At 47.3% G+C, this 25,563-nt stretch carries 20 protein-coding genes; 12 read left to right on the top strand and 8 right to left on the bottom strand.

The annotated features are described in order from the left end of the window. Positions 1-214: 214 nt before the first annotated feature. The 3 genes from HQ865_RS15030 to HQ865_RS15020 form a co-directional block, all read right to left on the bottom strand. Positions 215-586 (bottom strand): DUF5655 domain-containing protein, encoded by a 372-nt coding sequence (locus HQ865_RS15030; protein WP_173415679.1) that lies wholly within the window; start codon positions 584-586, stop codon positions 215-217. 63 nt (positions 587-649) lie between these two features. Next, positions 650-1,294 (bottom strand): hypothetical protein, encoded by a 645-nt coding sequence (locus HQ865_RS15025; RefSeq protein WP_173415678.1) that lies wholly within the window; start codon positions 1,292-1,294, stop codon positions 650-652. A 437-nt stretch (positions 1,295-1,731) separates the two neighbouring features. Next, the gene (locus HQ865_RS15020; protein WP_173415677.1) at positions 1,732-3,999 is read right to left on the bottom strand and encodes an aconitate hydratase; all 2,268 of its coding nucleotides are present in this window, start codon (positions 3,997-3,999) and stop codon (positions 1,732-1,734) included. Between the two features lie 301 nt (positions 4,000-4,300). Between HQ865_RS15020 and HQ865_RS15015 the strand changes: the two genes are divergently transcribed. The 3 genes from HQ865_RS15015 (at position 4,301) to HQ865_RS15005 (ending at position 7,561) form a co-directional block, all read left to right on the top strand. Next, positions 4,301-6,196, top strand: a complete 1,896-nt coding sequence (locus HQ865_RS15015) for a DNA topoisomerase IV subunit B (protein WP_173415676.1) — start codon at positions 4,301-4,303, stop codon at positions 6,194-6,196. A gap of 195 nt (positions 6,197-6,391) precedes the next feature. Then, entirely contained in the window at positions 6,392-6,883 is a 492-nt protein-coding gene (locus HQ865_RS15010) for a cytidine deaminase (RefSeq protein ID WP_173415675.1), read from the top strand. A 12-nt stretch (positions 6,884-6,895) separates the two neighbouring features. Then, positions 6,896-7,561: a GDSL-type esterase/lipase family protein gene (locus tag HQ865_RS15005; RefSeq protein WP_173415674.1), complete on the top strand. Its 666-nt coding sequence runs from the start codon at positions 6,896-6,898 to the stop codon at positions 7,559-7,561. A gap of 119 nt (positions 7,562-7,680) precedes the next feature. On the opposite strand, the gene HQ865_RS15000 is transcribed toward HQ865_RS15005, so the two are convergent. Beyond that, complete coding sequence (locus HQ865_RS15000; RefSeq protein ID WP_173415673.1) at positions 7,681-8,106, bottom strand: nuclear transport factor 2 family protein; 426 nt, start codon at positions 8,104-8,106, stop codon at positions 7,681-7,683. Positions 8,107-8,280: 174 nt separating this feature from the next. Here HQ865_RS15000 and HQ865_RS14995 point away from each other — a divergent pair, with 174 nt between their 5' ends. The 7 genes from HQ865_RS14995 to HQ865_RS14965 all read left to right on the top strand — a co-directional run bounded on the left by HQ865_RS14995 (position 8,281) and on the right by HQ865_RS14965 (position 16,720). Next, positions 8,281-8,790, top strand: a complete 510-nt coding sequence (locus tag HQ865_RS14995; protein WP_173415672.1) for a YdeI/OmpD-associated family protein — start codon at positions 8,281-8,283, stop codon at positions 8,788-8,790. Between the two features lie 64 nt (positions 8,791-8,854). Beyond that, on the top strand, positions 8,855-9,280 hold the full coding sequence (locus tag HQ865_RS14990) for a helix-turn-helix transcriptional regulator (RefSeq protein ID WP_173415671.1): 426 nt from the start codon (positions 8,855-8,857) through the stop codon (positions 9,278-9,280). A 303-nt stretch (positions 9,281-9,583) separates the two neighbouring features. Further along, the gene (locus HQ865_RS14985) at positions 9,584-9,994 is read left to right on the top strand and encodes a VOC family protein (protein ID WP_173415670.1); all 411 of its coding nucleotides are present in this window, start codon (positions 9,584-9,586) and stop codon (positions 9,992-9,994) included. Between the two features lie 611 nt (positions 9,995-10,605). After that, a complete protein-coding gene (locus HQ865_RS14980) occupies positions 10,606-13,446 on the top strand; it encodes a DNA gyrase/topoisomerase IV subunit A (RefSeq protein WP_173415669.1) in 2,841 nt (946 codons plus the stop codon). 18 nt (positions 13,447-13,464) lie between these two features. Further along, a complete protein-coding gene (locus HQ865_RS14975; RefSeq protein ID WP_173415668.1) occupies positions 13,465-14,307 on the top strand; it encodes a maleylpyruvate isomerase N-terminal domain-containing protein in 843 nt (280 codons plus the stop codon). A gap of 254 nt (positions 14,308-14,561) precedes the next feature. Further along, positions 14,562-15,689 carry a M42 family metallopeptidase gene (locus HQ865_RS14970; protein WP_173415667.1) on the top strand — a complete coding sequence of 376 codons (1,128 nt, stop codon included), beginning with the start codon at positions 14,562-14,564 and terminating at the stop codon, positions 15,687-15,689. 131 nt (positions 15,690-15,820) lie between these two features. Next, positions 15,821-16,720 (top strand): nucleotidyltransferase family protein, encoded by a 900-nt coding sequence (locus HQ865_RS14965; RefSeq protein ID WP_173415666.1) that lies wholly within the window; start codon positions 15,821-15,823, stop codon positions 16,718-16,720. A 354-nt stretch (positions 16,721-17,074) separates the two neighbouring features. On the opposite strand, the gene HQ865_RS14960 is transcribed toward HQ865_RS14965, so the two are convergent. Beyond that, the gene (locus HQ865_RS14960; RefSeq protein ID WP_173415665.1) at positions 17,075-17,476 is read right to left on the bottom strand and encodes a T9SS type A sorting domain-containing protein; all 402 of its coding nucleotides are present in this window, start codon (positions 17,474-17,476) and stop codon (positions 17,075-17,077) included. A 348-nt stretch (positions 17,477-17,824) separates the two neighbouring features. Here HQ865_RS14960 and HQ865_RS14955 point away from each other — a divergent pair, with 348 nt between their 5' ends. Then, positions 17,825-20,083 carry a glycoside hydrolase family 31 protein gene (locus tag HQ865_RS14955; protein WP_173415664.1) on the top strand — a complete coding sequence of 753 codons (2,259 nt, stop codon included), beginning with the start codon at positions 17,825-17,827 and terminating at the stop codon, positions 20,081-20,083. A 113-nt stretch (positions 20,084-20,196) separates the two neighbouring features. Here the strand turns inward: HQ865_RS14955 and HQ865_RS14950 are convergent, their stop codons facing one another. Next, a complete protein-coding gene (locus tag HQ865_RS14950; RefSeq protein WP_173415663.1) occupies positions 20,197-21,465 on the bottom strand; it encodes a type IX secretion system plug protein in 1,269 nt (422 codons plus the stop codon). Positions 21,466-21,599: 134 nt separating this feature from the next. Between HQ865_RS14950 and HQ865_RS14945 the strand changes: the two genes are divergently transcribed. Further along, a complete protein-coding gene (locus tag HQ865_RS14945) occupies positions 21,600-22,100 on the top strand; it encodes a DUF3347 domain-containing protein (RefSeq protein ID WP_173415662.1) in 501 nt (166 codons plus the stop codon). 258 nt (positions 22,101-22,358) lie between these two features. On the opposite strand, the gene HQ865_RS14940 is transcribed toward HQ865_RS14945, so the two are convergent. Then, the gene (locus HQ865_RS14940) at positions 22,359-23,885 is read right to left on the bottom strand and encodes an IS1182 family transposase (RefSeq protein ID WP_173413881.1); all 1,527 of its coding nucleotides are present in this window, start codon (positions 23,883-23,885) and stop codon (positions 22,359-22,361) included. Positions 23,886-24,027: 142 nt separating this feature from the next. Beyond that, positions 24,028-25,434 carry a glucuronate isomerase gene (gene uxaC, locus HQ865_RS14935; RefSeq protein WP_173415661.1) on the bottom strand — a complete coding sequence of 469 codons (1,407 nt, stop codon included), beginning with the start codon at positions 25,432-25,434 and terminating at the stop codon, positions 24,028-24,030. Between the last annotated feature and the right edge of the window lie 129 nt (positions 25,435-25,563).

Here is a 25,563-nt window from a genome sequence, read left to right as displayed (position 1 = left end):
TGCTGAAGACTTGGGTAGAAATTACCCGGGGAGGGGCCGCGGGTTGCCACGCACAAAAAAATACGTGATTTACATTATTTTATAGTGACGCATTAATGCCGAGTTTTGATGCATACTAAGCTATTAAACTATTGATACCCGGTAGCAGATAAAGTTGGATATACAGCTCTCTTTACTATACCGTTAAGGCCCCGGGAAACCGGGGCTTTTTGTGTTATACATTCTCCTCAAAATACGCCAGTCGCATAAAGCCCATTACTTCATCGTTCAGGTCGTCTATCAAATTCATCCGGAAATGATGATTGAATTGGTTTTGGCCCGGCACCTGGCCCATTTTAACAAAGCACAGGTTATCGGGATATTCACGCTTAAACGGAAATACTACATGTATAAAACTCCTGCCCAGTTGCGTTACCCAGGCTATACGCTTATGATTGTTGGAGATACCGATCATGGTTTTGGTAGGCTCAACCATGATATCGCCGATCTGTTCAAAGCGGCTTAGGAGATGATGGTATAGGCTTAAGGTATGTTCGCTTTTGCCTGCCAAAAATTGGCTTATTTGTTTTTCTGCTCCGGGTGTCATTAGATCAATTTGAGTTCAATTTACGTTCAGGTCATCTACAAGTTAGTCTCAGCATCAGGCCGATCAGTGCTTTGCCTTCTGTGAGGCCAGAGTCTCTTTAAAACCATTACTATAATCTTCTATGGTCTTTGCTTTAATAGCTGCCCATTTATCTTTCGGTATGCTTAATGGTTCGTTTTTATGATCGGGGTTCATGGCAGAGTCAAACGCTCCCATTCCTTCCATATTGATCCACCGCTGGTCATAATTTTCGTTATTATTCCTGACAAAATCTATCACCCGTGCTATGATGCGTTCTAAAGTATCTAAATGTTCAAACGCGTATTTGTTAATTGGAGGGCCGATCATTTGATTATAACGTGCAGCTGACGCGGTTTTGTCGGCGCAGCGGTTCACGTCGTACCTGGCCCTTAATTGTGCAACATAAAACCAGAACATCCCTCTCTCTTTTTGGTTATCGCTAAACAGCACCGAGGACAGGATATATAACACAGACGGAGTGAAATTATTAGTAACACTTTCCACCGAATCGATCAATTTCGCCTTCTGCTTGTTGTTGGGGTCGCTAATTCTACTTATCACCAGTAACTCCTTGCTCAAGTCTATTTGTTTATAGTTGCCAGTGGGTTCTACAACATGCTGGGTCCCAATTTGTGCTTTAACTGTTAGCACATAACAAAAACAAAAAATAGTTATGATCAATTTCATGAAATGGCTTTTTGTTTATTTAAAAAATGAAGATAGATAATGATGCATTAAAATTAAACATCCTGATCTTATTTAGCACCCTTTCTGGTGTTTCTACTCCACCCAGCCGGATAACCCTATATAGCGATGGGTTTCAAACCCATCGCTACCTGTAACGCGTATCGCAACCCAAACCCTCATGTAAACATCTCCGGGCAACCATAGCAATGGGTATAAAACTCATCGCTGCCTACGACGTACGCCCGGTCCGTCCACGTCATGTTGAGCGCGAGCGAAACATCCCCGATCAGCAGGGCCACTCTGTATAGTTAGGGATCCTTCGCTCGCGCTCAGGATGACGATTGGGTACACAAAAAAAGCCGCCCCTTTTTCAGGAGCGGCTTTATATTGTCTGGCAAGAGGCCTTTTAGCTTTCGCCTTTAACCTTTCGGCTTAACTTACTTACCTTGCTGCGCACGTATGATGTTCAGCGCGCCGCCGGCTTTGAACCACTCTATTTGCTGTGCATTGTAGGTGTGGTTAACAGGGAAGCTTTCGGTAGTACCATCGGCGTGATGCAGCGTAATGCCCAGTTGTTTGTCTGGTGCAAAAGTGGTCAGGCCGGTGATATCGATGGTATCATCTTCCAGGATCTTGTCGTAATCAGCAGGATCGGCAAAGGTGATACCCAGCATACCTTGTTTTTTCAGGTTGGTCTCGTGGATACGGGCGAACGATTTTACCAGTATAGCACGTACACCTAAGTGGCGTGGCTCCATAGCGGCATGCTCGCGCGATGAACCTTCACCGTAGTTCTCGTCACCAACAACTATCGAACCGATGCCATGCGCTTTGTAATCGCGTTGCGTAGCCGGAACTGGACCGTATTCGCCGGTCAGTTCATTCTTCACGCTATCGGCAGTATTATTGAAGAAGTTGATAGCGCCGATCAGCATATTGTTGCTGATATTATCCAGGTGGCCACGGAATTTTAACCATGGGCCGGCCATACTGATGTGGTCGGTAGTACATTTACCTTTAGCTTTTATCAGCAGTTTCAGGCCGGTAATATCGGTACCTTCCCAAGGCTTAAACGGATCAAGCAATTGTAAACGTGCCGATGTAGGGCTAACGATCACCTGTACACCACTGCCATCTTCGGCCGGTGCCTGGTAACCTGCATCTTCAACCGCGAAGCCCTTTACAGGTAGTTCGATACCCATTGGCTCATCCAGTTTTACCTGCTCGCCGGCCTCGTTGGTCAGCGTATCGGTTACCGGGTTAAAGGTAAGATCACCAGCGATAGCAAAGGCGGTAACAATTTCCGGCGATGCTACAAAGGCGTGTGTATTCGGATTACCGTCTTGCCTTTTAGCAAAGTTACGGTTGAACGAAGTAATGATAGAGTTTTTACGGGTAGGGTCGTCGGTATGACGTGCCCACTGGCCAATGCAAGGGCCGCAGGCATTAGCCAGTACCACACCACCAATCTGCTCGAAGGTATCCAGGTAGCCATCGCGCTCAACGGTGTAACGCACCAGTTCCGAACCAGGGGTTACCGTGTATTCGGCCTTAGCTTTCAAACCTTTATCGGTAGCTTGTTTAGCTATCGATGCGGCACGGGTAATATCCTCGTATGATGAGTTGGTGCACGAACCGATCAAACCAACTTCCAGTTTCGCTGGCCAGCCGTTCTCTTTAACAGCGGTAGCAAATTTAGACAGCGGCCAGGCCAGATCCGGGGTGAACGGACCGTTCACATGCGGCTCCAGTTCGCTCAGGTTGATCTCGATCACCTGGTCAAAATATTTTTCAGGGTTGGCGTAAACCTCAGCATCGCCGGTTAAGTGCTGGGCAACAGCATCGGCCATGTCGGCTATCTCGGCACGCTCAGTACCGCGCAGGTAAGCGGCGGCTTTCTCGTCGTAACCAAATATCGAAGTGGTAGCACCTATTTCGGCACCCATGTTACAAATGGTACCTTTACCGGTAGCCGAAAGCGACTGCGCGCCTTCGCCAAAGTATTCAACTATAAAGCCTGTACCGCCTTTTACGGTAAGGATACCGGCCACACGCAGGATCACGTCTTTTGCCGATGTCCAGCCCGAAAGTTTCCCGGTTAATTTAACACCCAGCAGTTTAGGGAATTTAAGCTCCCATGGCAGGCCGGCCATTACGTCGCAGGCATCGGCACCGCCAACACCAATAGCAACCATACCCAAACCACCCGCGTTAGGTGTGTGCGAGTCGGTACCGATCATCATACCACCCGGGAAAGCGTAGTTCTCTAACACTACCTGGTGAATGATACCCGCACCGGCCTTCCAGAAACCGATACCATATTTATCAGATACCGATGCCAGGAAATCGTACACCTCTTTGTTGGTATCAACAGCGGTGTGCAGGTCTTCGGTAGCGCCAACTTTGGCCTGTATCAGGTGATCGCAATGCACGGTTGATGGTACAGCCACTTTAGGGCGGCCCGCCTGCATAAATTGCAGCAGCGCCATCTGCGCGGTAGCATCCTGCATCGCCACGCGATCGGGTGCAAAGTCAACATAGTCCACACCGCGGTTATAGGCAGCTTTCACATCGCCTTCGCTAAGGTGGGCATATAAAATTTTCTCGGTTAAAGTTAACGGTTTACCGGTAGCCTTACGCGCAGCCTCAATGCGGGTGCTGTAACGGTCGTAAACCTTTTTGATCATATCTAAATCAAAAGCCATCTTTCTATTGATTTTTTGAGGTAAAAGGATAGCTGCGGGCGACTAAGCTGCCCTACAGCCTTAAAGTGGCGAAACTACAAAAAAATACAGCTATTTTGTTGAATAATATAGGGTAAATATTATTTGGATATATTCTAAATAAGCAACCCCCTAACCCCTAAAATGGGAGGGAACCAATACCTTTTCAAAGCACCCGCCCTGATGTTAATATGTGGAATACTTACCTACACACATATCCCACCTATTATTATTTTTGCAGATGGGGCAATTTGCGCCCTGCTAATAAAAGAGGTAAGAATAAATGGCAGAACAAGTAGAATATTCGGACGATAGTATACGGTCCTTAGACTGGAAAGAGCATATACGCCTTAGGCCGGGCATGTACATTGGTAAGCTGGGCGATGGCTCGGCTTATGACGATGGGATTTACGTGCTGCTGAAGGAGATTGTAGATAACTCGATTGATGAGTTTGTGATGGGGGCGGGCCGTACGATAGACATCAACATCAGCGACCATAAGGTGGCCGTGCGCGATTTTGGTCGCGGCATCCCGCTGGGTAAGGTGATCGACTGCGTATCGAAGATCAATACCGGTGGTAAGTACGATAGCAAGGCGTTCCAGAAGTCGGTGGGGTTAAATGGTGTGGGTACCAAGGCGGTTAACGCGTTGAGTACGTCGTTCACCGTGCAATCGTACCGTGACGGGCGTACCAAGATAGCCGAGTTTGCCAAAGGCGAACTGGTGCGCGAGGAGCCTGAAAAGGAGACCAGTCAGCGCAACGGGACGGCCATTAACTTCTTTCCGGATGACAGCATCTTCCGCCACTATCGCTTCATTCCCGAGTTTGTGGAGAACATGATATGGAACTACGTGTTCCTGAACGCGGGCCTTACGGTGAACTTCAACGGGCAGAAGTACTTTTCGGAGCGCGGCCTGTACGACTTGCTAAGCCGCAATACCGATGCCGATACCATCCGCTACCCCATCATCCACCTGCGGGGCGAAGACATAGAAATAGCCATGACCCACGGTCAACAATACGGCGAGGAGTACTACTCGTTTGTGAACGGACAGAACACCACGCAGGGCGGTACGCACCAGGCAGCCTTCCGCGAGGCGGTGGTAAAAACCGTGCGCGAGTTCTTTAAAAAGGAGTTCGATGCTTCGGATATCCGTGCGTCCATTGTGGCGGCCATCTCAATAAAGGTGCAGGAGCCGGTGTTCGAGTCGCAGACCAAGACCAAACTGGGTTCGCAAAATGTTGGTCCGGACGGGCCGACTGTACGTGGCTTTATTAACGATTTTGTTAAAAAAGAGCTGGATAACTACCTGCATAAAAATCCCGCCGCCGCCGATGGCCTGCTGAAGCGCATTATGCAGTCGGAGCGCGAGCGTAAGGACATAGCCGGCATTAAGAAGCTGGCCAACGAGCGGGCTAAAAAGGCATCGCTGCATAACCGCAAGCTGCGCGATTGCAAGCTGCACTTTGAAGATACACACGAGCGCCGCCAGGATACCACGCTGTTCATCACCGAAGGCGATTCGGCCAGCGGGTCGATCACCAAATCGCGCGATGTAATGACGCAGGCGGTATTTAGTTTGAAAGGTAAGCCGCTCAACTGCTTCGGCCTGACCAAAAAGGTGGTATACGAGAACGAGGAGTTTAACCTGCTGCAACACGCCCTGAATATTGAGGACGGTATTGACGGCCTGCGTTACAACAACGTAGTAATAGCAACCGATGCCGATGTGGACGGTATGCACATCCGCCTGCTGCTGATGACCTTCTTCCTGCAATTCTTCCCCGATTTGGTAAAAGCCGGGCACGTATCCATCCTGCAAACGCCGTTGTTCCGCGTGCGTAATAAAAAGGAAACGGTGTATTGCTATAGCGATGAAGAGCGCGTGAATGCCATCAAGCGCCTGGGCGTAAAACCAGAGATCACCCGCTTTAAAGGTTTGGGTGAGATCTCGCCCGAGGAGTTCGGCTTGTTTATTGGTAAAGATATGCGCCTTGACCCGGTAATACTGAAAGATGCCAATATTAAAGGCATGCTGGAGTACTTTATGGGTAAGAATACCCCTGCACGCCAGCAGCATATCATCGGTAACCTGCGGGTGGAAAAAGATGATGAGACGGTGAACCCGGGGATAGTTGTGGCCACGGAAGAGGAAGTGTTGCCGGTGGCAGTGTAAATGCAGCTTTGTCATTGCGAGGAGCAGCGGGGTGGAATGAGCAGTGGGGCGACGCGGCAATCCCGTAGTTTGATTTGCGTACTACGAGATTGCCGCGCTATCGCTCGCAATGACAAGTTGGTAAAAGGGAAGATTTGCATATCCCAAAACTATTCCCGATATTGTTTCCCCTGCTTTTTTTGGCGGGCTGAGATAATGACAAATCACGAAATAAAAATAGCCTTTGAGGAGTATAGTACTTTAGCAGAGTTAAGCAAGGCAGATCAAAATATATGTAACGAAGCCGTGCGGGCGATGGCAAATTCGCACTCACCTTATTCAAAATTCAGGGTAGGGGCGGCCTTGCAATTACAAAGCGGCAGGGTGGTATTGGGTAGCAACCAGGAGAACGTAGCTTACCCATCGGGCCTTTGTGCCGAGCGGGTGGCATTGTTCAATTGGGGTGCTAATCATCCGGATGATCCGATACAGACCATCGCCATTACGGCCCATACCGATAACTTCGACATCATCAAGCCCGTTACCCCATGCGGCTCCTGCCTGCAGGTTATGGCCGAATATGAAAAAAAACAGGACCAGCAATTGCGGATAATCCTATATTGCATCGACGGACCGGTATGGATAACCCAGGGCGTGTGCAGTTTTCTGCCCTTTATGTTTTTCGAGGACCGGTTGGTTATTCAATAACACCTATTATAAATGAAGAGCAAGTTTTTACTGATAGCGGCCCTGCTGCTAAGTACCACACTATTTGCCCAGGATCAGAAGCCTAAATTGGCTTATCCGTTCGAGGATGAGATTAAAGCCTTTAAACAGCAGGATAGTTTGGCCATGCCTAAAGCAGGCGGTTACCTGTTTATTGGCAGCTCGTCTATCCGTAAATGGGTCGATCTGCCTAAGCATTTTGCCAATAAACCCATCGTTATGCGTGGCGTGGGCGGTTCGCAGATATCGCAATGGGTGAAGTATTATATGCCGTCGGTGGTTTATCCTTATAAGCCGTCGAAGATATTTATTTACGTGGGCGATAACGATATCGCGGCCGGAGCAGGTGCGCAATCAGTTTACGATAACTTTGTAACCTTGCTGGGTATGATCAAACAAAACTTGCCCAATGCCAAAGTATATTTTCTATCGATGAAATGGAGCCCCAGTCGCGCTAAATATTATAATGAAGTTGCCCTTGGCGATATGATGATAGACGCCTACATCAAAACACAAAAGAACGTAACCTATATCGATATGAATACCACCCTGCTTACCCCGGCCTCAAAGCCAGATTCGGCTATGTTTCAAAAGGATATGCTGCATTTGAATTTAGATGGATACGACAGGTGGGAGAAGGTGATTGCGGGTTATTTTTAGCCCCCCTCCAAACCTCCCCAAAGGAGAGGCTTAAAATGTGGTTGTAGAGAGGTACAAGAAAGGCCCGGGATATTCCGGGCCTTTCACCATAAACAAAACTATAAACTTAACTATATTGGTTATTTAAACACGCTGTACACGTTAGTGATCTTCCAGCCTTCGCCGGTGTTGGCCATAGTTACGTAGTTGCTGCGCACAAAGCCGTCGTATTTCATATCTACCTTCACTACGCTCAGGTCGTCGTTGCTTTCTACTACCGATGTGCTTACAGTGCAGGTTTGCTCAACGTTCTGGTTGTTTTTCAGGAAGCCGATCATTTCGGCTTTGCCGTAACTCATTACTTTGTCGCCGCGCAGCATGCTGAATTTTACAGTCGCATCAAGCACATCGCTCACGCCGGCCAGTTTGCCGTGGGCCATTGCATCAATGTAGGTGTTGATGGCGTAGTTTTTGGTTAAACGTTCTACCGGTTTATCTGCTGCTTTTGCTACACAAACAGTTGCTAATAATGCGAAGCCTAAGGCGATTGATTTTAAAGTTTTCATAATATTGTATTTTAAGGTTGTAAATTATTTTGTTGTTATTTTCTGATTATAAGATGCGGGGAGAAAGCAAAACGTTACAGCGTTTTGCACTAATTTGTTAGTTTTAACAAAACTTTAACATTTAGGCCGTATCCTTAACCTAATTGATAGCCAATAAATATATCTTATTAACAGATGGTTAGCTATACCACCATTATATTGCAATTTGCCGGGCAAGGCGAGAAGACCGGCTGGACCTATATCGAGATCCCGCCCGATATCGCGCAGCAACTGAAACCGGATAACCGCAAATCGTTCAGGGTAAGGGGTACTTTGGATAGTTTCCCTATCGCCGGAGTTGCATTGATGCCCATGGGCGAAGGAGTTTTTATTATGGCCATTAATGCCGAAATGCGTAAAGGCATCCGTAAGCATAAAGGCGCTATGCTGCAGGTAAGTTTAGAAGAGGATACCGAGTTTAAAGTAGAGATGCCCGATGATCTGCAGGAGTGTTTCGATTATGAACCCGAAGCGCTGGAGTTCTTCAACTCGCTGGTTAAATCGCACCGTAATTATTTTATCAAATGGATAAACGATGCCAAGACCGAAACTACGCGCGCTAACCGCATAGCCAATACCATCAACGCTGCGGTGCATAAATGGAATTATGGGCAGATGTTAAGGAACGCAAGGAAAGCCCCCTAAGCCCCTAAAGGGGGAATTAATGTGCAGATGTGCAAATTACAGATATGCAAATGAAAAGGAACCAATGACAGCGAAGCCAACATATCCACAAGTATACCTGTACCGTCGCATTGTGCAGGCCAAACTGTATATGGATAGCCATTACCACCAGGCTATCGATCTGCACGCTATATCAGACCAGGCTTACTTTTCGCGTTATCATTTTATCCGGTTGTTTAGTAAGATATATGGTAAAACGCCGCATCAGTATTTAACAGGTGTGCGTATCGATAAAGCCAAATTGCTATTAAAAACTGATATGCCGGTACAACAGGTTTGCTTCGCGGTGGGGTTTGACAGCATTGGTTCGTTTACCAGTTTGTTTAAGCGGTATGTTAAAGTTAGTCCGGCGCAGTATCGTAACGCCCAATTGCAACGTGCCGCCGATATGAGTGCCGCTCCGCTCAGGTTCATCCCCAATTGCTTTGCCGAGCAGAATGGTTGGGTGTAGCGTAATGTCATTGTGAAAAAACAAGATCGCGCATGGAAACTAACCAAGGCTAAGACTCACCCGGTCGCGGCTTCGCCCGACCACCCTCTCTTTCCTTCGGAAAAAGAGGGGACGGGGTTGTCCGATATTACTTCCAGCCCTCTTTCCGCGAAGCGAAGAGAGGGTCGACCAGCGTAGCGAGGTCGGGGTGAGTGTTGTCGTCATTGCCGTAGCGAACGCCCCCAGACAATAAAAGAATAGCAATTTTCAAGAAGTTTAATTAATTAGGCTTGATCATCTTTGCTAAAACTAACAACAGCAACAATGATCACCAAATTAAACCACGTCAGCATCTTCGTCCTCGATCAGGACAGCGCTTATGATTTTTATGTAAACAAATTAGGTTTCACCGTACATACCGATGCGGCTATGGGCCCCGGCGCCCGCTGGCTCACCGTTTGTCCGCCCGAACAACCCGACCTGGAAATTGCCCTGATGGGCATCAGTGAGGGGATGATGTTTAAAAAAGAAGCTGCCGCCCAAATGCGCGAACTGGTTGCGCAAGGTACTTTCGGCTTCGGTGTGTTTGAATGTAAAGACCTGATGGCTACCTACGAAGAATTAAAAGCTAAAGGTGTAGAGTTTACTAAAGAACCAACAAAGGAGTTTTACGGATACGAGGCTTTGTTTAAGGATGATTCGGGTAACTGGTTCTCGCTGGGGCAGAAGGAGTAGGTGTGAATGTGCAGGTGTGCAAATTACAAATGTGCAAATGATGTAGAGACTTACGACAGGATTAGAATTTGGGCGATTATTTGGTACGGTGAGCAGAGTCTGTCCTGTTCTTGTCCTACTTGTCCTGATCCCTGCCAGTAGGACAGCCGGACAAGCATTCGCCATCCCGTCATAAGCGGCAGCGAAACATCCCCAATCATGCACGCTGGCTTTGCTTATCGGGGATGCTTCGCTATCGCTCTGCATAGCGGATTGATTAATTACTGCACGAACCGCCCAACCTAAACCCGATTGGCGGGAAAGCTTTTGCGTGCGATAAACTGCGTGGGGGCAGGCAAAACTTGGACAGAAAGCGGGGCTATCGGCCGCTATGAAACACGGAACGTTCATTTTCTTTATGATATGATTTCACGGATTTAAGATTGATTTCACAGATCATTGATTGATGATGTCGCCGATCAAAAAACCTCTGTGTCCTCCGTGCAAACCTTTGTGCCCTTTGTGGTTAAATCACCACCACAACCTTCCAACACCCCAATGTGCAAAACTCATGGCACCCAAATAGGGCAACTATATTTATATTTACCCATCCATAATTTTTATAGCTGCTAATGAGTGAAGATTTAGGCAACCACGATGAGCCTTTAGATAACGAAGTAAACAAACTGCACAACGTCACATCGCTTGATGGATTGTACGAGAATTGGTTTTTGGACTATGCATCGTACGTTATCCTCGACCGTGCCGTTCCCCATATTAACGATGGTTTAAAGCCGGTTCAGCGCCGTATCCTGCACTCGCTGAAGGAGATGGACGACGGGCGATATAACAAGGCCGCCAACGTAATTGGTAACACTATGAAGTATCACCCACATGGCGATGCTTCTATTGGCGATGCTATGGTGCAGATAGGCCAGAAAAACCTGCTGATTGATTGCCAGGGTAATTGGGGCGACCCGATAACCGGCGACTCGGCAGCTGCGCCGCGTTACATTGAAGCGCGCCTGAGCAAGTTTGCGCTGGAAGTTGTTTTTAACCCCGATACTACCGTTTGGCAGGCCAGTTATGATGGCCGTAACAAAGAGCCTATCACCCTGCCGGTGAAGTTCCCGCTGTTGCTGGCGCAAGGTGCCGAGGGTATTGCAGTAGGCTTGGCTACCAAGATCTTGCCCCACAATTTTGTAGAGTTAATTGACGCTTCGATAGGGATCCTGCGTGGTGTACGTGCCGATCTGGTGCCCGATTTCCCTACCGGTGGCATGGCCGATTGTTCTAACTATAACGAGGGACAGCGCGGCGGGAAGGTACGTGTGCGCGCCAAAATTGTAGAGCGCGATAAAAAGACGCTGGCTATTACCGAGATCCCGTTCAGCACCACTACCGGCGGGCTGATTGACAGTGTGATAGCTGCCAACGATAAGGGTAAGATCAAGATCAAAAAAATAGAGGATAATACGGCCAAGGATGTGGAGATCGTGATCCACCTGGCGCCGGGGATCTCGCCTGATGTTACTATCGACGCCCTTTATGCCTTTACCGATTGTGAGGTTTCCATATCGCCCAATACCTGTGTGATCAGGGATGATAAGCCGCACTTTATGAGTGTGAACGATATCCTTGAGGAAAGCACCCTGTTCACCAAAGCCTTGCTGAAGCAGGAACTGGAGATACGCCTGGCCGAATTGATGGAGAAGATCTTCTTCAGTTCCTTACTGAAGATATTTATACAGGAGGGGATGTACAAACACCCTGACTATGAAAGCTCATCTACCTTTGAGCTGGTGGTAGAAACATTGACAAGGTTGTTCACCCCATTCTTCCCGCAATTTTACCGCGAGATACTGCCCGAGGATTACAAAAAGCTGATCGACAAACCGATGAGCAGTATCACCCGGTTCGACTTTAAAAAGACCGACGAGCAGATCAAAAACCTGAACGACGAGATAAAACAGGTAAAGCATCACCTGAAACATCTGACCGACTATACAATTGACTGGTTTGAGAAGCTGAAGGAGAAGTTTGGTAAAGACCGCGGACGCAAAACGGAACTACGGGCCTTTGATAAGGTGGAAGCCGCCCAAGTGGCCCTGGCTAATATCAAGTTGTATGTTAACCGAACCGACGGTTTCATCGGCTCGGGCTTAAAGCGTGATGAATCGGTTGCTTTTGTATGCGATTGCTCGGATATCGATGAGATCATCGTATTCCGCGAAGATGGTAAGGCGATTATCACCAAGGTGCAGGAGAAGGTATTCGTTGGCAAGGATATCTTGCACGTGGCCGTATTCAAAAAGAACGACGAACGAACGGTTTACAATATGATCTACAAGGATGGTGCTAGCGGCGTATCATATATCAAACGCTTTAGCGTAGTTGGCGTTACCCGCGATAAGGAATACGACCTGACCAAGGGTAGTAAAGGCAGCAAGGTATTATACTTCAGCGCCAACCCTAACGGCGAGGCCGAAGTGGTGAATATCCAACTGAAACCACATTCTAAACTAAAGAAGCTACAATTTGACGAAGACTTTGCCGAACTGGCTATTAAAGGCCGCGGCAGTATGGGTAATATCATTACCAAGTACCCGGTTAAAAAAATCGTGCTGAAAAGTAAAGGGGTATCTACGCTGGCCGGCCGCAAGATCTGGTATGATGATATCCTGAAACGCCTGAATGCCGATAGCCGTGGTAAATACCTGGGCGAATTTGATGGTGAAGATAAGATCCTGACCATGTTTGGTAATGGGGTGTACGAACTGACCAGCTTCGATTTGAATAACCACTTTGATGATAAGATGATCCTGATAGAAAAGTATAACCCTGAAAAGGTTTATACCCTGGTGCATTTCGAAGGTAAATCGAAGAATTACATGGTGAAGCGCTTTGTGTTCGAAAATACGGTGATCGGCAAACAAACCAGCGTCATCAGCGATGAAGGCGGATCTAAACTCATCCTGATATCTGGCGCGGCGCAGCCTATCGTAAGTGTGGAGCAGCTAAAAGGCAAAACCCTGACACCGGAAACCGCCGAAATTAACCTGGCCGACCTGATAGATGTAAAAGGCATGAAGGCCATGGGTAACCGCCTCTCGGCACATACGGTGCAAAGCATAACACTCATTAGCGAACATGACGACGAAGCCGATGTGCCCGATCCGGAACCAAACAGTGTGGAGGAAACTGAGATTGTGACCACTCCTGAAGAAAAAGAGGTAGCCGATATCCCACCTGCGAAAGATGTACAGCCGGTAGCCGAAGCAGCGCCATCGGCACCGGCTTTTGAACCGGAAACATCGGTGAAATCGGAAGAAAAATCTGTGGAATCAATAGAAGAATCTGTGCAATCACCGGAAGAAAAACCGGTTGATCCACCTGCAAAAAAGATCGATTTCGAGATCACCAACCCCGATGATATTGAAATGGATGATAAAGGGCAGTTGGGCTTGTTTTAATAAGTGCTTATAGTTAGTATGGATGCTGTTAAACCAATTGATACCCTGGCATTTTTCCCCGTAGTACAAAGCCACCTGGTTGAGCTATTACGTGGACTTAGCGCGGATGATTGGCAGCGCCCAACGATATGCAAAGGTTGGAGTGTAAAAGATATTGCCGCCCATTTATTGGATGTCGACCTGCGGCTGATCTCGTTATATCGTGATCATTATTCGCACCACGATGGTACGGTTATTAATTCCTATCAAAGCCTTGTGGGTTATTTAAATCAGCTTAATCATAGCTGGGTTGTTGCGGCGCGGCGGTTAAGCCCGGCTGTAATTACCGATCAGCTGGCGCAAAGCGGGCCGCAGATTTATGCGCTGTTAAAAGAGTTGCCACCGTTTGAGAATGCTGTGTTTTCTGTAGCCTGGGCTGGCGAAGACGTATCGCCAAACTGGTTTCATGTTGCACGGCAGTATACCGAAATTTGGCATCATCAACAGCAAATAAGGCTGGCGGTTGGCCAAACAGCGCCATTAATGACGGCTGAGTTATACTACCCTTTACTGGATACCTTTGCCCGGGCCTTGCCGCATACCTATCGCGAAGTTGACGCTAAAGAAGGGACTGTGGTGAAGATGAGCATTACAGGGAATGGAGGCGACACATGGTATTTGTGTAAACAACCGGGAGCATGGCAGCTTTTTACAAGCGATACAGATACCGCTGCTAATGCAACCATTATTATTGACGGGGAGATCGCGTGGCGTTTGTTTACAAAAGGAATTACCCGTGATGAAGCTTTAAATTATATTTCAATCAGCGGTGATGAACGGTTGGCCCTGCCTGTACTTGGCATGCTATCGGTGATGGCCTGATACTAATAAAAAAACCTGCGCATGTACCACATACGCAGGTCCCAAACTAACTAAACGTTCAATTAAATTAAAAGAATTACTCACCGGCAAATAACGGCATAACGTATCAACGTAATGTTAAGCGAGTAATAAGTTTGCCTGAAATTGGCGGGTGTAAAAACAACACCATCCCGGTTGATTAAATCCCGATTAATTACCGCATTATCAACCGCTTTGTTATATTTGCCATTCGCCATCCCTAATGCGAATTGAATATGTCTAAAAAGAAAACAGAGGATAAACAGGACGAAAAAAAGCACAAAGCGGTAGTTAATAAAAAATCGCTGGCATTTTTCGAGCAATATATCAATAACCCATCGCCAACAGGGTTTGAATATATGGGCCAGCAAATGTGGCTTGATTATATCAAACCCTACATCGACGAATATTATACCGATAACTATGGCACTGCCGTTGGCGTAATTAATCCTAAGGCCGAGTATAAAGTAGTTATTGAAGCCCATGCCGATGAGATCTCGTGGTTTGTAAACTATATCACCAGCGATGGTTTGATCTATGTGATCCGTAACGGCGGTTCCGATCACCAGATCGCTCCGTCAAAACGTGTGAATATCCATACTGATAACGGTATTGTGAAAGCCGTGTTCGGCTGGCCGGCCATCCATACCCGCTTAGGCGGCGAAAAAGAAGAAGCGCCAACGCTGAAAAACATCTTCCTTGATTGCGGTTGCACCAGTAAGGAAGAGGTAGAGAAATTAGGTATCCACGTAGGCTGCGTAATTACTTACGAAGACGAGTTTATGGTGCTTAACGACCGCTACTACGTTGGCCGTGCGCTGGATAACCGTGCCGGCGGCTTCATGATAGCCGAGGTTGCCCGTTTACTGAAAGAGAACAAAAAGAAGCTGCCTTTCGGCCTGTACATCGTAAACGCGGTTCAGGAAGAGATTGGTTTGCGTGGTGCCGAGATGATCGCCCATCGCATTAAACCGAATGTGGCTATTGTTACTGATGTTACCCACGATACTTCTACCCCGATGATCAACAAGATCACCCAGGGCGATCTGGCCTGTGGCCGTGGCCCGGTAGTATCATACGCGCCGGCTGTACAAAATAACCTGAATAAGTTGCTGATAGAAACGGCTAAAAAAGCCGATATTCCTTTCCAGCGCCAGGCTTCATCTCGTTCTACAGGTACCGATACCGATGCCTTTGCTTATTCTAACGATGGCGTGCCATCGGCCCTGATCTCGTTACCGTTGCGTTACATGCATACCACGGTTGAAATGATCCATAAGGAAGATGTAGACAACGTGATCAGCCTGATATACGAAGTGCTGCTGAATATTAAAGACGGACAGGATTTCAGGTATATCAAATAGTCCGGAAGTCGGGAAAGTCCGAAAGTCCGAAAAGATAGGATGACAGGAAGTCCGTAAGATATTTTGAGACTGCAAAAACAAAAGATAGAGAATCACCTTTAACAAAAACATATCACCCCATTTTTAAACAAATGAAACCAACACTTTTGATCCTGGCCGCAGGTATGGCCAGCCGCTATGGCAGCATGAAACAGGTAGATGGCTTTGGCCCTAACGGCGAAACCATTATTGATTATTCTATTTATGATGCTATTAAAGCAGGCTTCGGTAAGGTGAGCTTTATCATCCGCGAGGAATTTCTGGATAACTTTAAAGCTATATTCGAGCCTAAACTGGCTGGCAAGGTAGAGACCGATTACGTTTTCCAAAGCTACGATCTTACGCAGTTCGGTATCGATAAAACCATCGAACGCGCTAAGCCATGGGGTACTGCCCACGCGGTTTTAGCTGCCCGCAACCAGGTGCACGAACCTTTTTGCGTGATTAATGCCGATGACTATTACGGTTACGACGCGTTTGAAAAAATGGCCAAATTCCTGACCGAAGAAGTGCGCGACGACCATTACTCGCTGGTAGGTTACCAGATCGGTAATACCCTGTCTGATTACGGATCGGTATCGCGCGGTGTTTGCGATATGGATGATAAAGGCAATATGATTGGTGTTACCGAACGTACCGAAGTTTACTGGAAAGACGGCGATATTTATTACAAAGATGCCAACGGCGAAACTGAACTATCGGCCGATAGCCGCGTATCGATGAATTTCTGGGGCTTCACCCCGGCCGTTTTCAAGCAAAGCGAAGAAATGTTTAAACGCTTTGTTGACGCTAACGAAAGCAACCCTAAAGCCGAGTTCTTTATCCCACTGGTTGCCGACGAACTGATCAAAACCGGCACCGCCGATTTTAAAGTGATCCCAACCTCATCAAAATGGTTTGGTGTTACTTATAAAGAGGATAAACCTATCGTACAGAAAAATATCTCGGATTTGGTAGCTAACGGTACCTATCCGGCTAATTTGTGGGCGTAAGCAGTAAACTACACCCACCCAACCCGTCATAGTGAGCGTAGCGAACTATCCCAAACTTTACAGAGCGGCTCTGCTTATCGGGGATAGTTCGCTATCGCTCACTATGACGGGTTTGTTTTTCCGCTGAAGCCTCACCCTGCCCTCTCCAGAGGAGAGGGTTCCAAAGTCTCCCCCTTTGGGGGAGATTTAGAGGGAGCTTTCATCGGCATGTCATAAAAAACCATTAGAGGCCGCCGGGATTATATCGCTCACTATGACGGGTTGGAACGAAACAAAAAATCCCGCCAACAAGCGGGATTTTTCCATTTAATTAAACTTTATTATAAACCTGCACTAAATTCCAGGGGAGACGGATTATAATTCGAACAAGAACGCTTTTTGATTATTCTCGTCGGTATAAATATTTACCACGCGTTTGGTAACCTCCTTATTTGATGTTACTTTGATGGTGTATTTGCCGGTTTCCAAAGCGCTTAATACATAGCCTTTCAACACGTCGTTGCTGTTTTTAGCCTGGATATCTTTCATCACTACATTGCCATCGGCATCGTAAATAGCTACTGATGTTTTGCTTACATCGGCTTTGTGAATGATCACGCCAACGCCTTTGTCCTGTGCAAGAGCGGTGAACACCACTACATCTTTTTTAGCGGCAACAGGTGCGGCTTTTTTGCCTGGGTTTTCGGTTGCGAATACGCCGGTGCTAACTAAGGCTAATACTGCTATAAGGGCTGAAGATTTGATTAAAGTTTTCATGATATTTAAGATTTTTATGTGGTTAATATTTTGTTGTTTGATTGTTTCAATGACCAAAACAACAAAGAATATCCGAGCTGAAAATATCTAATAGACCACCTTTGGATATAACTCGACCAAACCCTCAAAAAGCACTATTTTTTATAAATCAGGCACTTATGTGCGGTTTTTGGGGTTTGATATATTGAAACCAGGGGTTCGTCTATTGATTTTGGAAGTTGGTAGATGAATTGTGTTACTTATATCGTCATCGTGAGCGATAGCGAACGATCCCCGGCAAGCAGGGATGTTTGCAGTTCGGTGGATGTCTGTTTCAAAACCAATAGCAATAAAACCTGTTGATTAATCATGCACACCGAATTAACAGGAAACATTCAACACATCAGTAATAAGGATAATTGTACCCTCATAAAAACAGCAAATGCAGAAGCAAGGGTTTGGGTTTACTCACCAACTATTATCCGGGTAAATATCAGTCGCGGGTTTAACGCTAATGATCATTCGTTCGCCGTCGTTCAACAGCCGGATAAGAATGTCAGTTACGATGAATCGCCTGATGAAGTGTGTATCCACACCGGTCAGTTGGAACTGCGGATAACCAAATCGCCCCTGCGGTTTAACTTTTACACACCCGATGGCATTTTACTAAACGGTGACGACGAGCGCTTCGGCACCTTATGGCAGGGAGATAACGTAACCAGTTACCGCAAGCTATTTAAAGACGAACGCTTTATTGGTTTGGGTGAAAAGACCGGTGATCTTGATCGCCGCGGCAGCAATTACGTAAACTGGAATACCGACGCCGTTGATTACGGGCCCAAGACCGATCCGCTGTATAAAACCTTTCCCTTTTTTATAGGCCTGCACAGCAACCTTACCTACGGTTTCTTCCTGGATAATACGCATCGTTCGTTCTTTGACTTTGGCGCCAGTACCGACCATATCATGTACTGGCTCGGCGCCGCCGGCGGCGATATGAACTACTACTTCTTCGGCGCGCAGGGCGTGGCCAATATTATACAGGATTATACCTGGTTAACCGGTTGTATGGAGATGCCGCCGCTGTGGAGCCTCGGCTACCAGCAATGCCGCTGGAGTTATATGAGCGCCGCCGAAGTACTGGACATAGCCAAAACCTTCCGCAAGCATAAAATACCGGCCGATGTGATGTATTGCGATATCGACTATATGGATGGCTTCAAGATCTTCACCTGGGATAAAAAGACCTTTGCCGATCCTAAAGCCCTGCTGGATGAACTGAAAAGTATGGGTTTTAGACTGGTGACCATTGTTGATCCCGGCATTAAGATAGAAGAGGGTTATCAGCAATACGATGAGGGCATCTCCAATAACTACTTTGCCACCTATCCCGATGGCGAGAATTACATCGGCGAGGTGTGGCCGGGCCGCTGCCACTTCCCCGATTTTTTTGATAAGGAAGTACGTGAATGGTGGGGCCGATCATTTAGCGCGCTGACCCAACCCGGTGTGGAAGGCTTTTGGAACGATATGAACGAACCTGCCGCCTGGGGCCAAAACGTACCCAACATTGTGAAATTTGGCGAACATTATATGCCCGAGGTTCGGAATGCCTATGGCATGCAAATGTCGCGCGCTACCTATAATGGCACCAAACATTTACTAAACGGAAAGCGCCCGTTTGTGCTTACCCGCGCGGCATATTCCGGCATACAACGCTACTCGGCCGTGTGGACGGGTGATAATACCGCTAACGACGCCCATATGCTATTGGGCTGCCGGTTGGTAAACAGCCTGGGTATAAGCGGTGTATCCTTTACTGGGGTGGATATCGGCGGCTTTAGCGGCAACCCTACGCCCGAACTGATGGTGCGTTGGAACTCCATTGGGGTGTATATGCCCATGTTCCGTAACCATGCGATGATGGGTACCATTATGCGCGAACCCTGGCGCTGGGGCAAGCAGAACCAGCGCATCATTAAAAAAGATATCGAATTGCGATACCAATTGCTGCCTTACATCTATTCCTCATTTTACCAATCGCACCAAACCGGGTTGCCAATTAGCCGTACGCTGGCTATCGAACACCCGTTTGATCTGCATGTATACGATGCCGATCACCAAAACCAGTTTATGTTTGGCGATAATATGCTTGTTGCCCCTGCCGAAAGTTTGCAGCGTACCATAAAAGTTTACCTGCCACCCGGCGAGTGGTACCGATTAGGCACCGATAAAAAACTGAACGGCGGAAAGATCATAAAAGCGGATGCGCCACTAACTGATCTTCCGGTATTCATCAAGGCGGGCGCGATCATCCCCTTGCAAAGCGTAGTGCAAAGCACCAACGAACCAGGGGACGGCATCCTGCAACTGCACATCTGGAATGGCAGGCAGGCTACGGAATTTGTTTACTACGAAGATGACGGCTTGACTTACAGCTATGAGCAGGGGGCTTATTATAAACGTACTATATGCTTCGATCCGAAGAAAAGGCAGGTGTCGTTATCGGCAGTTGAGGGGAATTTTACCTCGAGGTTTAACCAGGCTAAAGTGGTATGGCATGGGTTTGGAGATGCGAAGGGTAAAGCGATAGCTTTAGCGGATGGTGAAGTGGTGGTGAGTTATTAAGTCTTATTTTGTCATTGCGAGCGATAGCGTGGCAATCTCGCAGGACAAGCAAGCCGGACTTGCCTATGAGATTGCCGCATCGCTACGCTCCTTGCAATGACAAATGGTGTTTCTTACCGCTTCGTCGAATTATTCAGTAACCGATACCCCACCAACTCATCCCATCGCGCGCTTACCGGGCGATAATATACCAGTAACTGGTAATCGTTCTCGGTTTCAAAATGGCTGCCTTCCAGCAGGGTATAATCGGGTTTGTGCGTGGTGGCATCAACCCAAACGTAGGCATAGTCGTACACGCCTTGTTTTAAAAGCAGGTTAATGTAAAAGCGGGCGGTGCCGTTATCGTATTCCAGTTTGCTGCTGGCATCCATACGCCAGTTGTTAAATTGGCCAACGATGTAGATATCGCCCTCGCGGCCGGTTTTGGTGCTTGCGAAGCTAAAGTAAACATGCGCGTAATCGGCATCGGTGCGGGCATCACGGCCATCTGTGCTGTTGACGAAGTATTTACCATCATTGTCGTACTCAAAAGTATAATCGGGCCGGTCGCGCGGGTGATCGGGAAGCAGGATAACGGTGTTGATGCTGTCGCGATAAATGCGGTTTACCCGTTCGGAATTTACCTGCAGCGTCCGGATATCAAAATGCCGGAACTCGTTACCGCCGGGAAAATCGTTGGTGGCTACATCATTATAGATCAGCTGTGTGCCGCGGATAAAGGACGGACGGCTATTCATGATTCCCGTTTGCGTACGGGCATTTTGCATAATAAAGGTACGGATATCGTTGTAAGGGTTCTGCACATTCAGGCCGCCATATTCCACCTGGAAATTGACCTTTTGGTTGGTTTGGCGCAGCGCCGTATTTTGCGATGGGGTGATATCGGCAAACAAACCCACCTTACTGCCCAGCACATACAGGCGGCGGGTAAGAACGATCTTGTTCTGATCCCCGTCCTCGTAAACCTTTAACAGGTAATTGCCTGCAATTTTGGGGATGATGTTTTGATTGGGCAGTTGCAACTCGTAATGCACATATTTTTGCCGCGTAGCTACCGAATAGCGGTAATCCATCAGGCGGTCTTCGGTAAAGCTTTGCAGGTATTCGGTAGGCGACAGGTTTGATGAATGCCACTCGGCATCGCAATGCTCCAGGGTGTAATTATAATAGCGGCTGCGGTTGGTCAGATCATCAAACGACAGTAACAGCTGATCATTGCTGCGTAAATTAATTACCGGGAACGAACCATCCTTGCCCAAAATACTTAGCTGCACACTTTTAATTTCCGGGCGGTAAACCATATCGTTATAAACTATAGTTTGCTGGGCCGTGGCTTTTAAAGTAATGAATAACAGAAATAAAATATAGCGGTATAACTTCATTGGGTTTTATCCTTTGGATGAAGCAAGATATAAAAAGCCCATGAATTTTGGGTGAAACGGTACGATCTGGTTTGCAGCGGCGTTCAGTTTTTACAATTGTTTATTACCTTTACTCATTAAATCAAACAAAATATATGAGAACAATAAAAACATTTGCACTGATATTATTTATGGCCTTTGGCGCACAGGTGAAAGCCGCGGATAACGCCGCCATCAGCCACCTGATAAAAGCTTATTTGGGCATGAAGGACGCCCTGGCTACCGATAACAGCAAAACCGCCAATGCGCAGGCCAAACTGTTTACCGCCGCTGTTAAGGAAGTAAACGCCAGCACTATGGATGCCGCCCAAAAAGCCGCCTGGACCAAATACGGCCAAAAACTACGCTTCAACGGCGACCATATCGCCGAATCGACCGATATTGCTCATCAGCGTGAGCACTTCCAAAAACTGTCTGACGATTTTTACGGCCTGATCAAAAACATGAAAAGCAACGACGTTACCCTGTACCGCCAGTATTGCCCTATGAAAAAGGCTTACTGGTTAAGCGCCAGCGACAAAATATCGAACCCGTATTACGGTAAAGATATGGATGAGTGCGGTGAAGTTAAGGAGACGATAAAGGCGGTGAAGTAACCAACCCGTCATCCTGAGCGATAGCGAAGGATCCCCGACAAGCAGAGCTGATATGCATAGTTTGGGATCCTTCGCTATCGCTCAGGATGACGAGTTTGAGTATAAAACAAAAAGAGGCCGTCTCATAAGTCAATTATGAGGCGGTTTTTTCGTTGATGCCGATTTAGATGAGTTATTAGGAAAGCGGGACTGTATCAGCCTGCTTTCGATTTTTTTGAGTTGGTTCAGGTGTTTTTATCGGATAAAAAGCCTTTTTTATCAGGCTTTCCACTTTCTGAGGTTATGTGCGATGGATAATAACCCTATTTCGACCTCGGTTTTGGACATTCCCTTCAGCAGGAATCGCCTGAAGCCGTGATTATGCTTCAGGTTGGCGAACACCGGTTCGACATCTGCGGGCCGTCGCTTTCGGTATTTGATGCCCTGTTCGGTATTCAATCTTTCTTTCGCTATCTGCTTGTGTATTCTAAGGCTGTGGTTGATCTCCACCACGCGGTTACCGGCTGCTTGGTGACAAACGCCCCGCATGGGGCAGTTTTCACAATTCTGCGCCTGATAGCGGCTGATCAGTTGCACATAGCCGGATGTGGAGACCCGCTGCCCGGTGCCGATATGCTGCATGTGTTGTCCCATCGGACATACCAGGTAATCTTCCTGTTCATTATAGTGCAAACTGTCATTACCGAATGCTTTGATGCCTTTATTTTGTTCCTGGTCGAACGTGTTGTATTTGATATAAGCTTCAATGCCTTTTTGCTGTAATACGCCATAGTTCTCGTCCGAACCGTAGCCCGCATCGGCCACTACCGCTTTTGGAAGTGCATGATATAAAGTTTCGTATTGTTCGATGTGTGATGGAAGGGTCTGGTAATCGGTTGTGGTTTGGTGCAGGCTATAGTTCAAGATGAACTGCTCCTGGGTGGAGATCTGCAGATTGTATCCGGGTTTAAGCTGCCCGTTCAGCATAGGGTCTTCTTTCATCCGCATGAAGGTGGCACCCGGGTCGGTCTTCGAAAAGCTGTTGCGACCGCCTAACAGCTTTTCCTGCTCGTCATACCGGGCCAGGTTCTCCGGCCAGTGCTTTTTGGCATAGTTCAGCTTCTGCCTTACTTTCTTATCGACATCTTCCTTATCGTCCAGGGCGGCGTTGATCTTTGAGATCGTTTCTTTTACTTTTTCCGGGTTGATCTCGCTGTATTCCAGCGGTGCGGTGTCTTTAAGTTCTTCGGCAGCGATGGTTTGCGCATAACTCCACAGTTCATCCAATTGGGCTTTCATCTTCTCCTTGCTGTTCTTAATGCTTTTGCCCCATACAAAAGTGTACTTGTTCGCTACCGATTCGATCTTGGTACCATCGGTAAAAACAGCTTCTTTCAGCGAGACGATACCTTCCTGCTGTAATAACAATACGATCTGTGAGAAGATCTCCTTTAAAACACCCGACAGCTTCTCGCTCCGGAAACGGTTGATGGTATTGTGATCAGGCTTTTTCATGCCTAAAAGCCACATGAAATGTACATTCTGCGCGGCCTGGTCTTCCAACTTCCGTGAAGAATACGTGTTGGTCAGATAACCGTAGATCAGCAGCTTGAGCATCAGCCGCGGATGAAAGCTGGATGCCCCGCCGCCTTTATACTTGCGGTTAATCGGTTTAACATCTACCTGATCGACCACCTTCGATACAATACGTACCGGATGACCCTGCGGTACCAGTTCCTCCAGTTTATACGGTAAAAAGGTTAACTGGTCAGGATCATATTCCTTAAAGACTACTTTTCCTCCCATGCCTTTAAGTTACTGAAAATTACGCTCAAAAACAAAGAGGCTGCCTCGCTTTTGAGACAGCCTCTTTTTGTTTTATCTGCATTGCCAAATGACTCAATGCCCCAATGACAGCGCAGCGAATGGCTCAATGACCTAATCGCGATTAAACATCCCAGCCAAAATAATTCTTAGCGTTATAGAAGCAGATATCCTGCACCACCTTACCGATCCACTCGATATCAGCAGGCAGTTCGCCATTCTCCACATCATCGCCAAACAGGTTACACAGCAGGCGGCGGAAGTACTCGTGGCGGGGGTACGACAGGAAGCTGCGCGAATCGGTCAGCATACCTACCAGGCGGCTTAATAAGCCCATGTTAGATAAGGCGTTCATCTGCTTGATCATGCCGTCTTTTTGATCGAGGAACCACCAGGCCGAACCGAATTGGATCTTGCCGGCAACCGAACCATCGTTAAAGTTACCGATCATGGTAGCCATCAGCTCGTTATCGGCCGGGTTAAGGTTGTAGATAATAGTTTTGGCCAGTTTATCCTGGGTATCCAAACGGTTAAGAAATTTAGACAGCATACGCGCCTGGCTAAAATCGCCGATAGAATCCCAGCCGGTATCCGGGCCTAAGATGGACAGCATGCGGGTATTGTTGTTACGCAAAGCGCCTAAGTGAAATTGCTGCACCCAGCCCTTCTCATGGTCCCACTCGGCAAAGTAAACCAGCATGGCCGATTTAAACTTCAGTATCTCCATCGGCATCAACACGCCATTGGCACGGATGGTATCAAATATCGCGCTGATCTCGGCATCGGTATAATCCTCGGCATAGATCTGCTCCAGGCCGTGGTCGGATACCGAACAGCCGTTAGCCGCGAAGTAATCATGACGGGCCTTTAATGCCGATAAGTAATCATCAAAAGTGCTGATGCTGGTATTGGTTACACCTTCCAGTTTATCAATGTAAGCGTTCAGACCGGCAACATCATCGGCAGCCATGGCCTTATCCGGGCGGTAGGCCGGTAATATTTTTACACCGTAACCATCAGCCTTAATTTGCTGGTGGTATTCCAGGTTATCCAGCGGATCGTCGGTAGTACATACCACCTTTACGTTCATGTTCTGGATCAGGCTGCGTACTTTAAACTCGGGCGTTTGCAGTTTGGCGGTACACTCGTCGTAGATCTTTTTAGCAGTGGTTGATGATACGATGTCGTGCACATCAAAATAACGTTGTAACTCCAAATGTGTCCAGTGATACAGCGGGTTGCGCATGGTGTATGGCACGGTGGCTGCCCATTGTTCAAATTTTTCGTAATCGGTACCGTTGCCGGTGATGTATTTTTCGTTCACACCGTTGGCACGCATGGCACGCCATTTATAATGATCGCCGTATAACCAAATTTGGGTAAGGTTGGCAAAATTACCGTTAGCTGCAATCTGATCGGGCGGCAGGTGGCAATGGTAATCAATTATCGGCATTTGCTTCGCATAGTCGTGGTACAACCTGCGGGCAGTCTCTGTTTTCAGTAGGAAGTTTTCGTCTAAAAAATTGCTCATAAAAAGATTGACTTCAAGCTAAATGGGGTGCCCGAAGCGCCGCTAAGGTATTAATTATTCTGCTTTTATTAATGCTGCAACTATCCTGATTGTATAGCGCTGTTGTTTATTTATTCATCGCAATTGGCA

The sequence above is a fragment of the Mucilaginibacter mali genome, assembly GCF_013283875.1.
GTDB lineage: Bacteria > Bacteroidota > Bacteroidia > Sphingobacteriales > Sphingobacteriaceae > Mucilaginibacter > Mucilaginibacter mali.
Note: the sequence above shows the minus strand (reverse complement) of the source record. Positions and strands in the feature narration are given on the sequence as shown.

Coding starts and splice junctions, on each gene's coding strand:
- HQ865_RS15030 (WP_173415679.1), bottom strand. CDS start 586: ATGACACCCGGAGCAGAAAAACAAATAAGCCAATTTTTGGCAGGCAAA.
- HQ865_RS15025 (WP_173415678.1), bottom strand. CDS start 1,294: ATGAAATTGATCATAACTATTTTTTGTTTTTGTTATGTGCTAACAGTT.
- HQ865_RS15020 (WP_173415677.1), bottom strand. CDS start 3,999: ATGGCTTTTGATTTAGATATGATCAAAAAGGTTTACGACCGTTACAGC.
- HQ865_RS15015 (WP_173415676.1), top strand. CDS start 4,301: ATGGCAGAACAAGTAGAATATTCGGACGATAGTATACGGTCCTTAGAC.
- HQ865_RS15010 (WP_173415675.1), top strand. CDS start 6,392: ATGACAAATCACGAAATAAAAATAGCCTTTGAGGAGTATAGTACTTTA.
- HQ865_RS15005 (WP_173415674.1), top strand. CDS start 6,896: ATGAAGAGCAAGTTTTTACTGATAGCGGCCCTGCTGCTAAGTACCACA.
- HQ865_RS15000 (WP_173415673.1), bottom strand. CDS start 8,106: ATGAAAACTTTAAAATCAATCGCCTTAGGCTTCGCATTATTAGCAACT.
- HQ865_RS14995 (WP_173415672.1), top strand. CDS start 8,281: ATGGTTAGCTATACCACCATTATATTGCAATTTGCCGGGCAAGGCGAG.
- HQ865_RS14990 (WP_173415671.1), top strand. CDS start 8,855: ATGACAGCGAAGCCAACATATCCACAAGTATACCTGTACCGTCGCATT.
- HQ865_RS14985 (WP_173415670.1), top strand. CDS start 9,584: ATGATCACCAAATTAAACCACGTCAGCATCTTCGTCCTCGATCAGGAC.
- HQ865_RS14980 (WP_173415669.1), top strand. CDS start 10,606: ATGAGTGAAGATTTAGGCAACCACGATGAGCCTTTAGATAACGAAGTA.
- HQ865_RS14975 (WP_173415668.1), top strand. CDS start 13,465: ATGGATGCTGTTAAACCAATTGATACCCTGGCATTTTTCCCCGTAGTA.
- HQ865_RS14970 (WP_173415667.1), top strand. CDS start 14,562: ATGTCTAAAAAGAAAACAGAGGATAAACAGGACGAAAAAAAGCACAAA.
- HQ865_RS14965 (WP_173415666.1), top strand. CDS start 15,821: ATGAAACCAACACTTTTGATCCTGGCCGCAGGTATGGCCAGCCGCTAT.
- HQ865_RS14960 (WP_173415665.1), bottom strand. CDS start 17,476: ATGAAAACTTTAATCAAATCTTCAGCCCTTATAGCAGTATTAGCCTTA.
- HQ865_RS14955 (WP_173415664.1), top strand. CDS start 17,825: ATGCACACCGAATTAACAGGAAACATTCAACACATCAGTAATAAGGAT.
- HQ865_RS14950 (WP_173415663.1), bottom strand. CDS start 21,465: ATGAAGTTATACCGCTATATTTTATTTCTGTTATTCATTACTTTAAAA.
- HQ865_RS14945 (WP_173415662.1), top strand. CDS start 21,600: ATGAGAACAATAAAAACATTTGCACTGATATTATTTATGGCCTTTGGC.
- HQ865_RS14940 (WP_173413881.1), bottom strand. CDS start 23,885: ATGGGAGGAAAAGTAGTCTTTAAGGAATATGATCCTGACCAGTTAACC.
- uxaC (WP_173415661.1), bottom strand. CDS start 25,434: ATGAGCAATTTTTTAGACGAAAACTTCCTACTGAAAACAGAGACTGCC.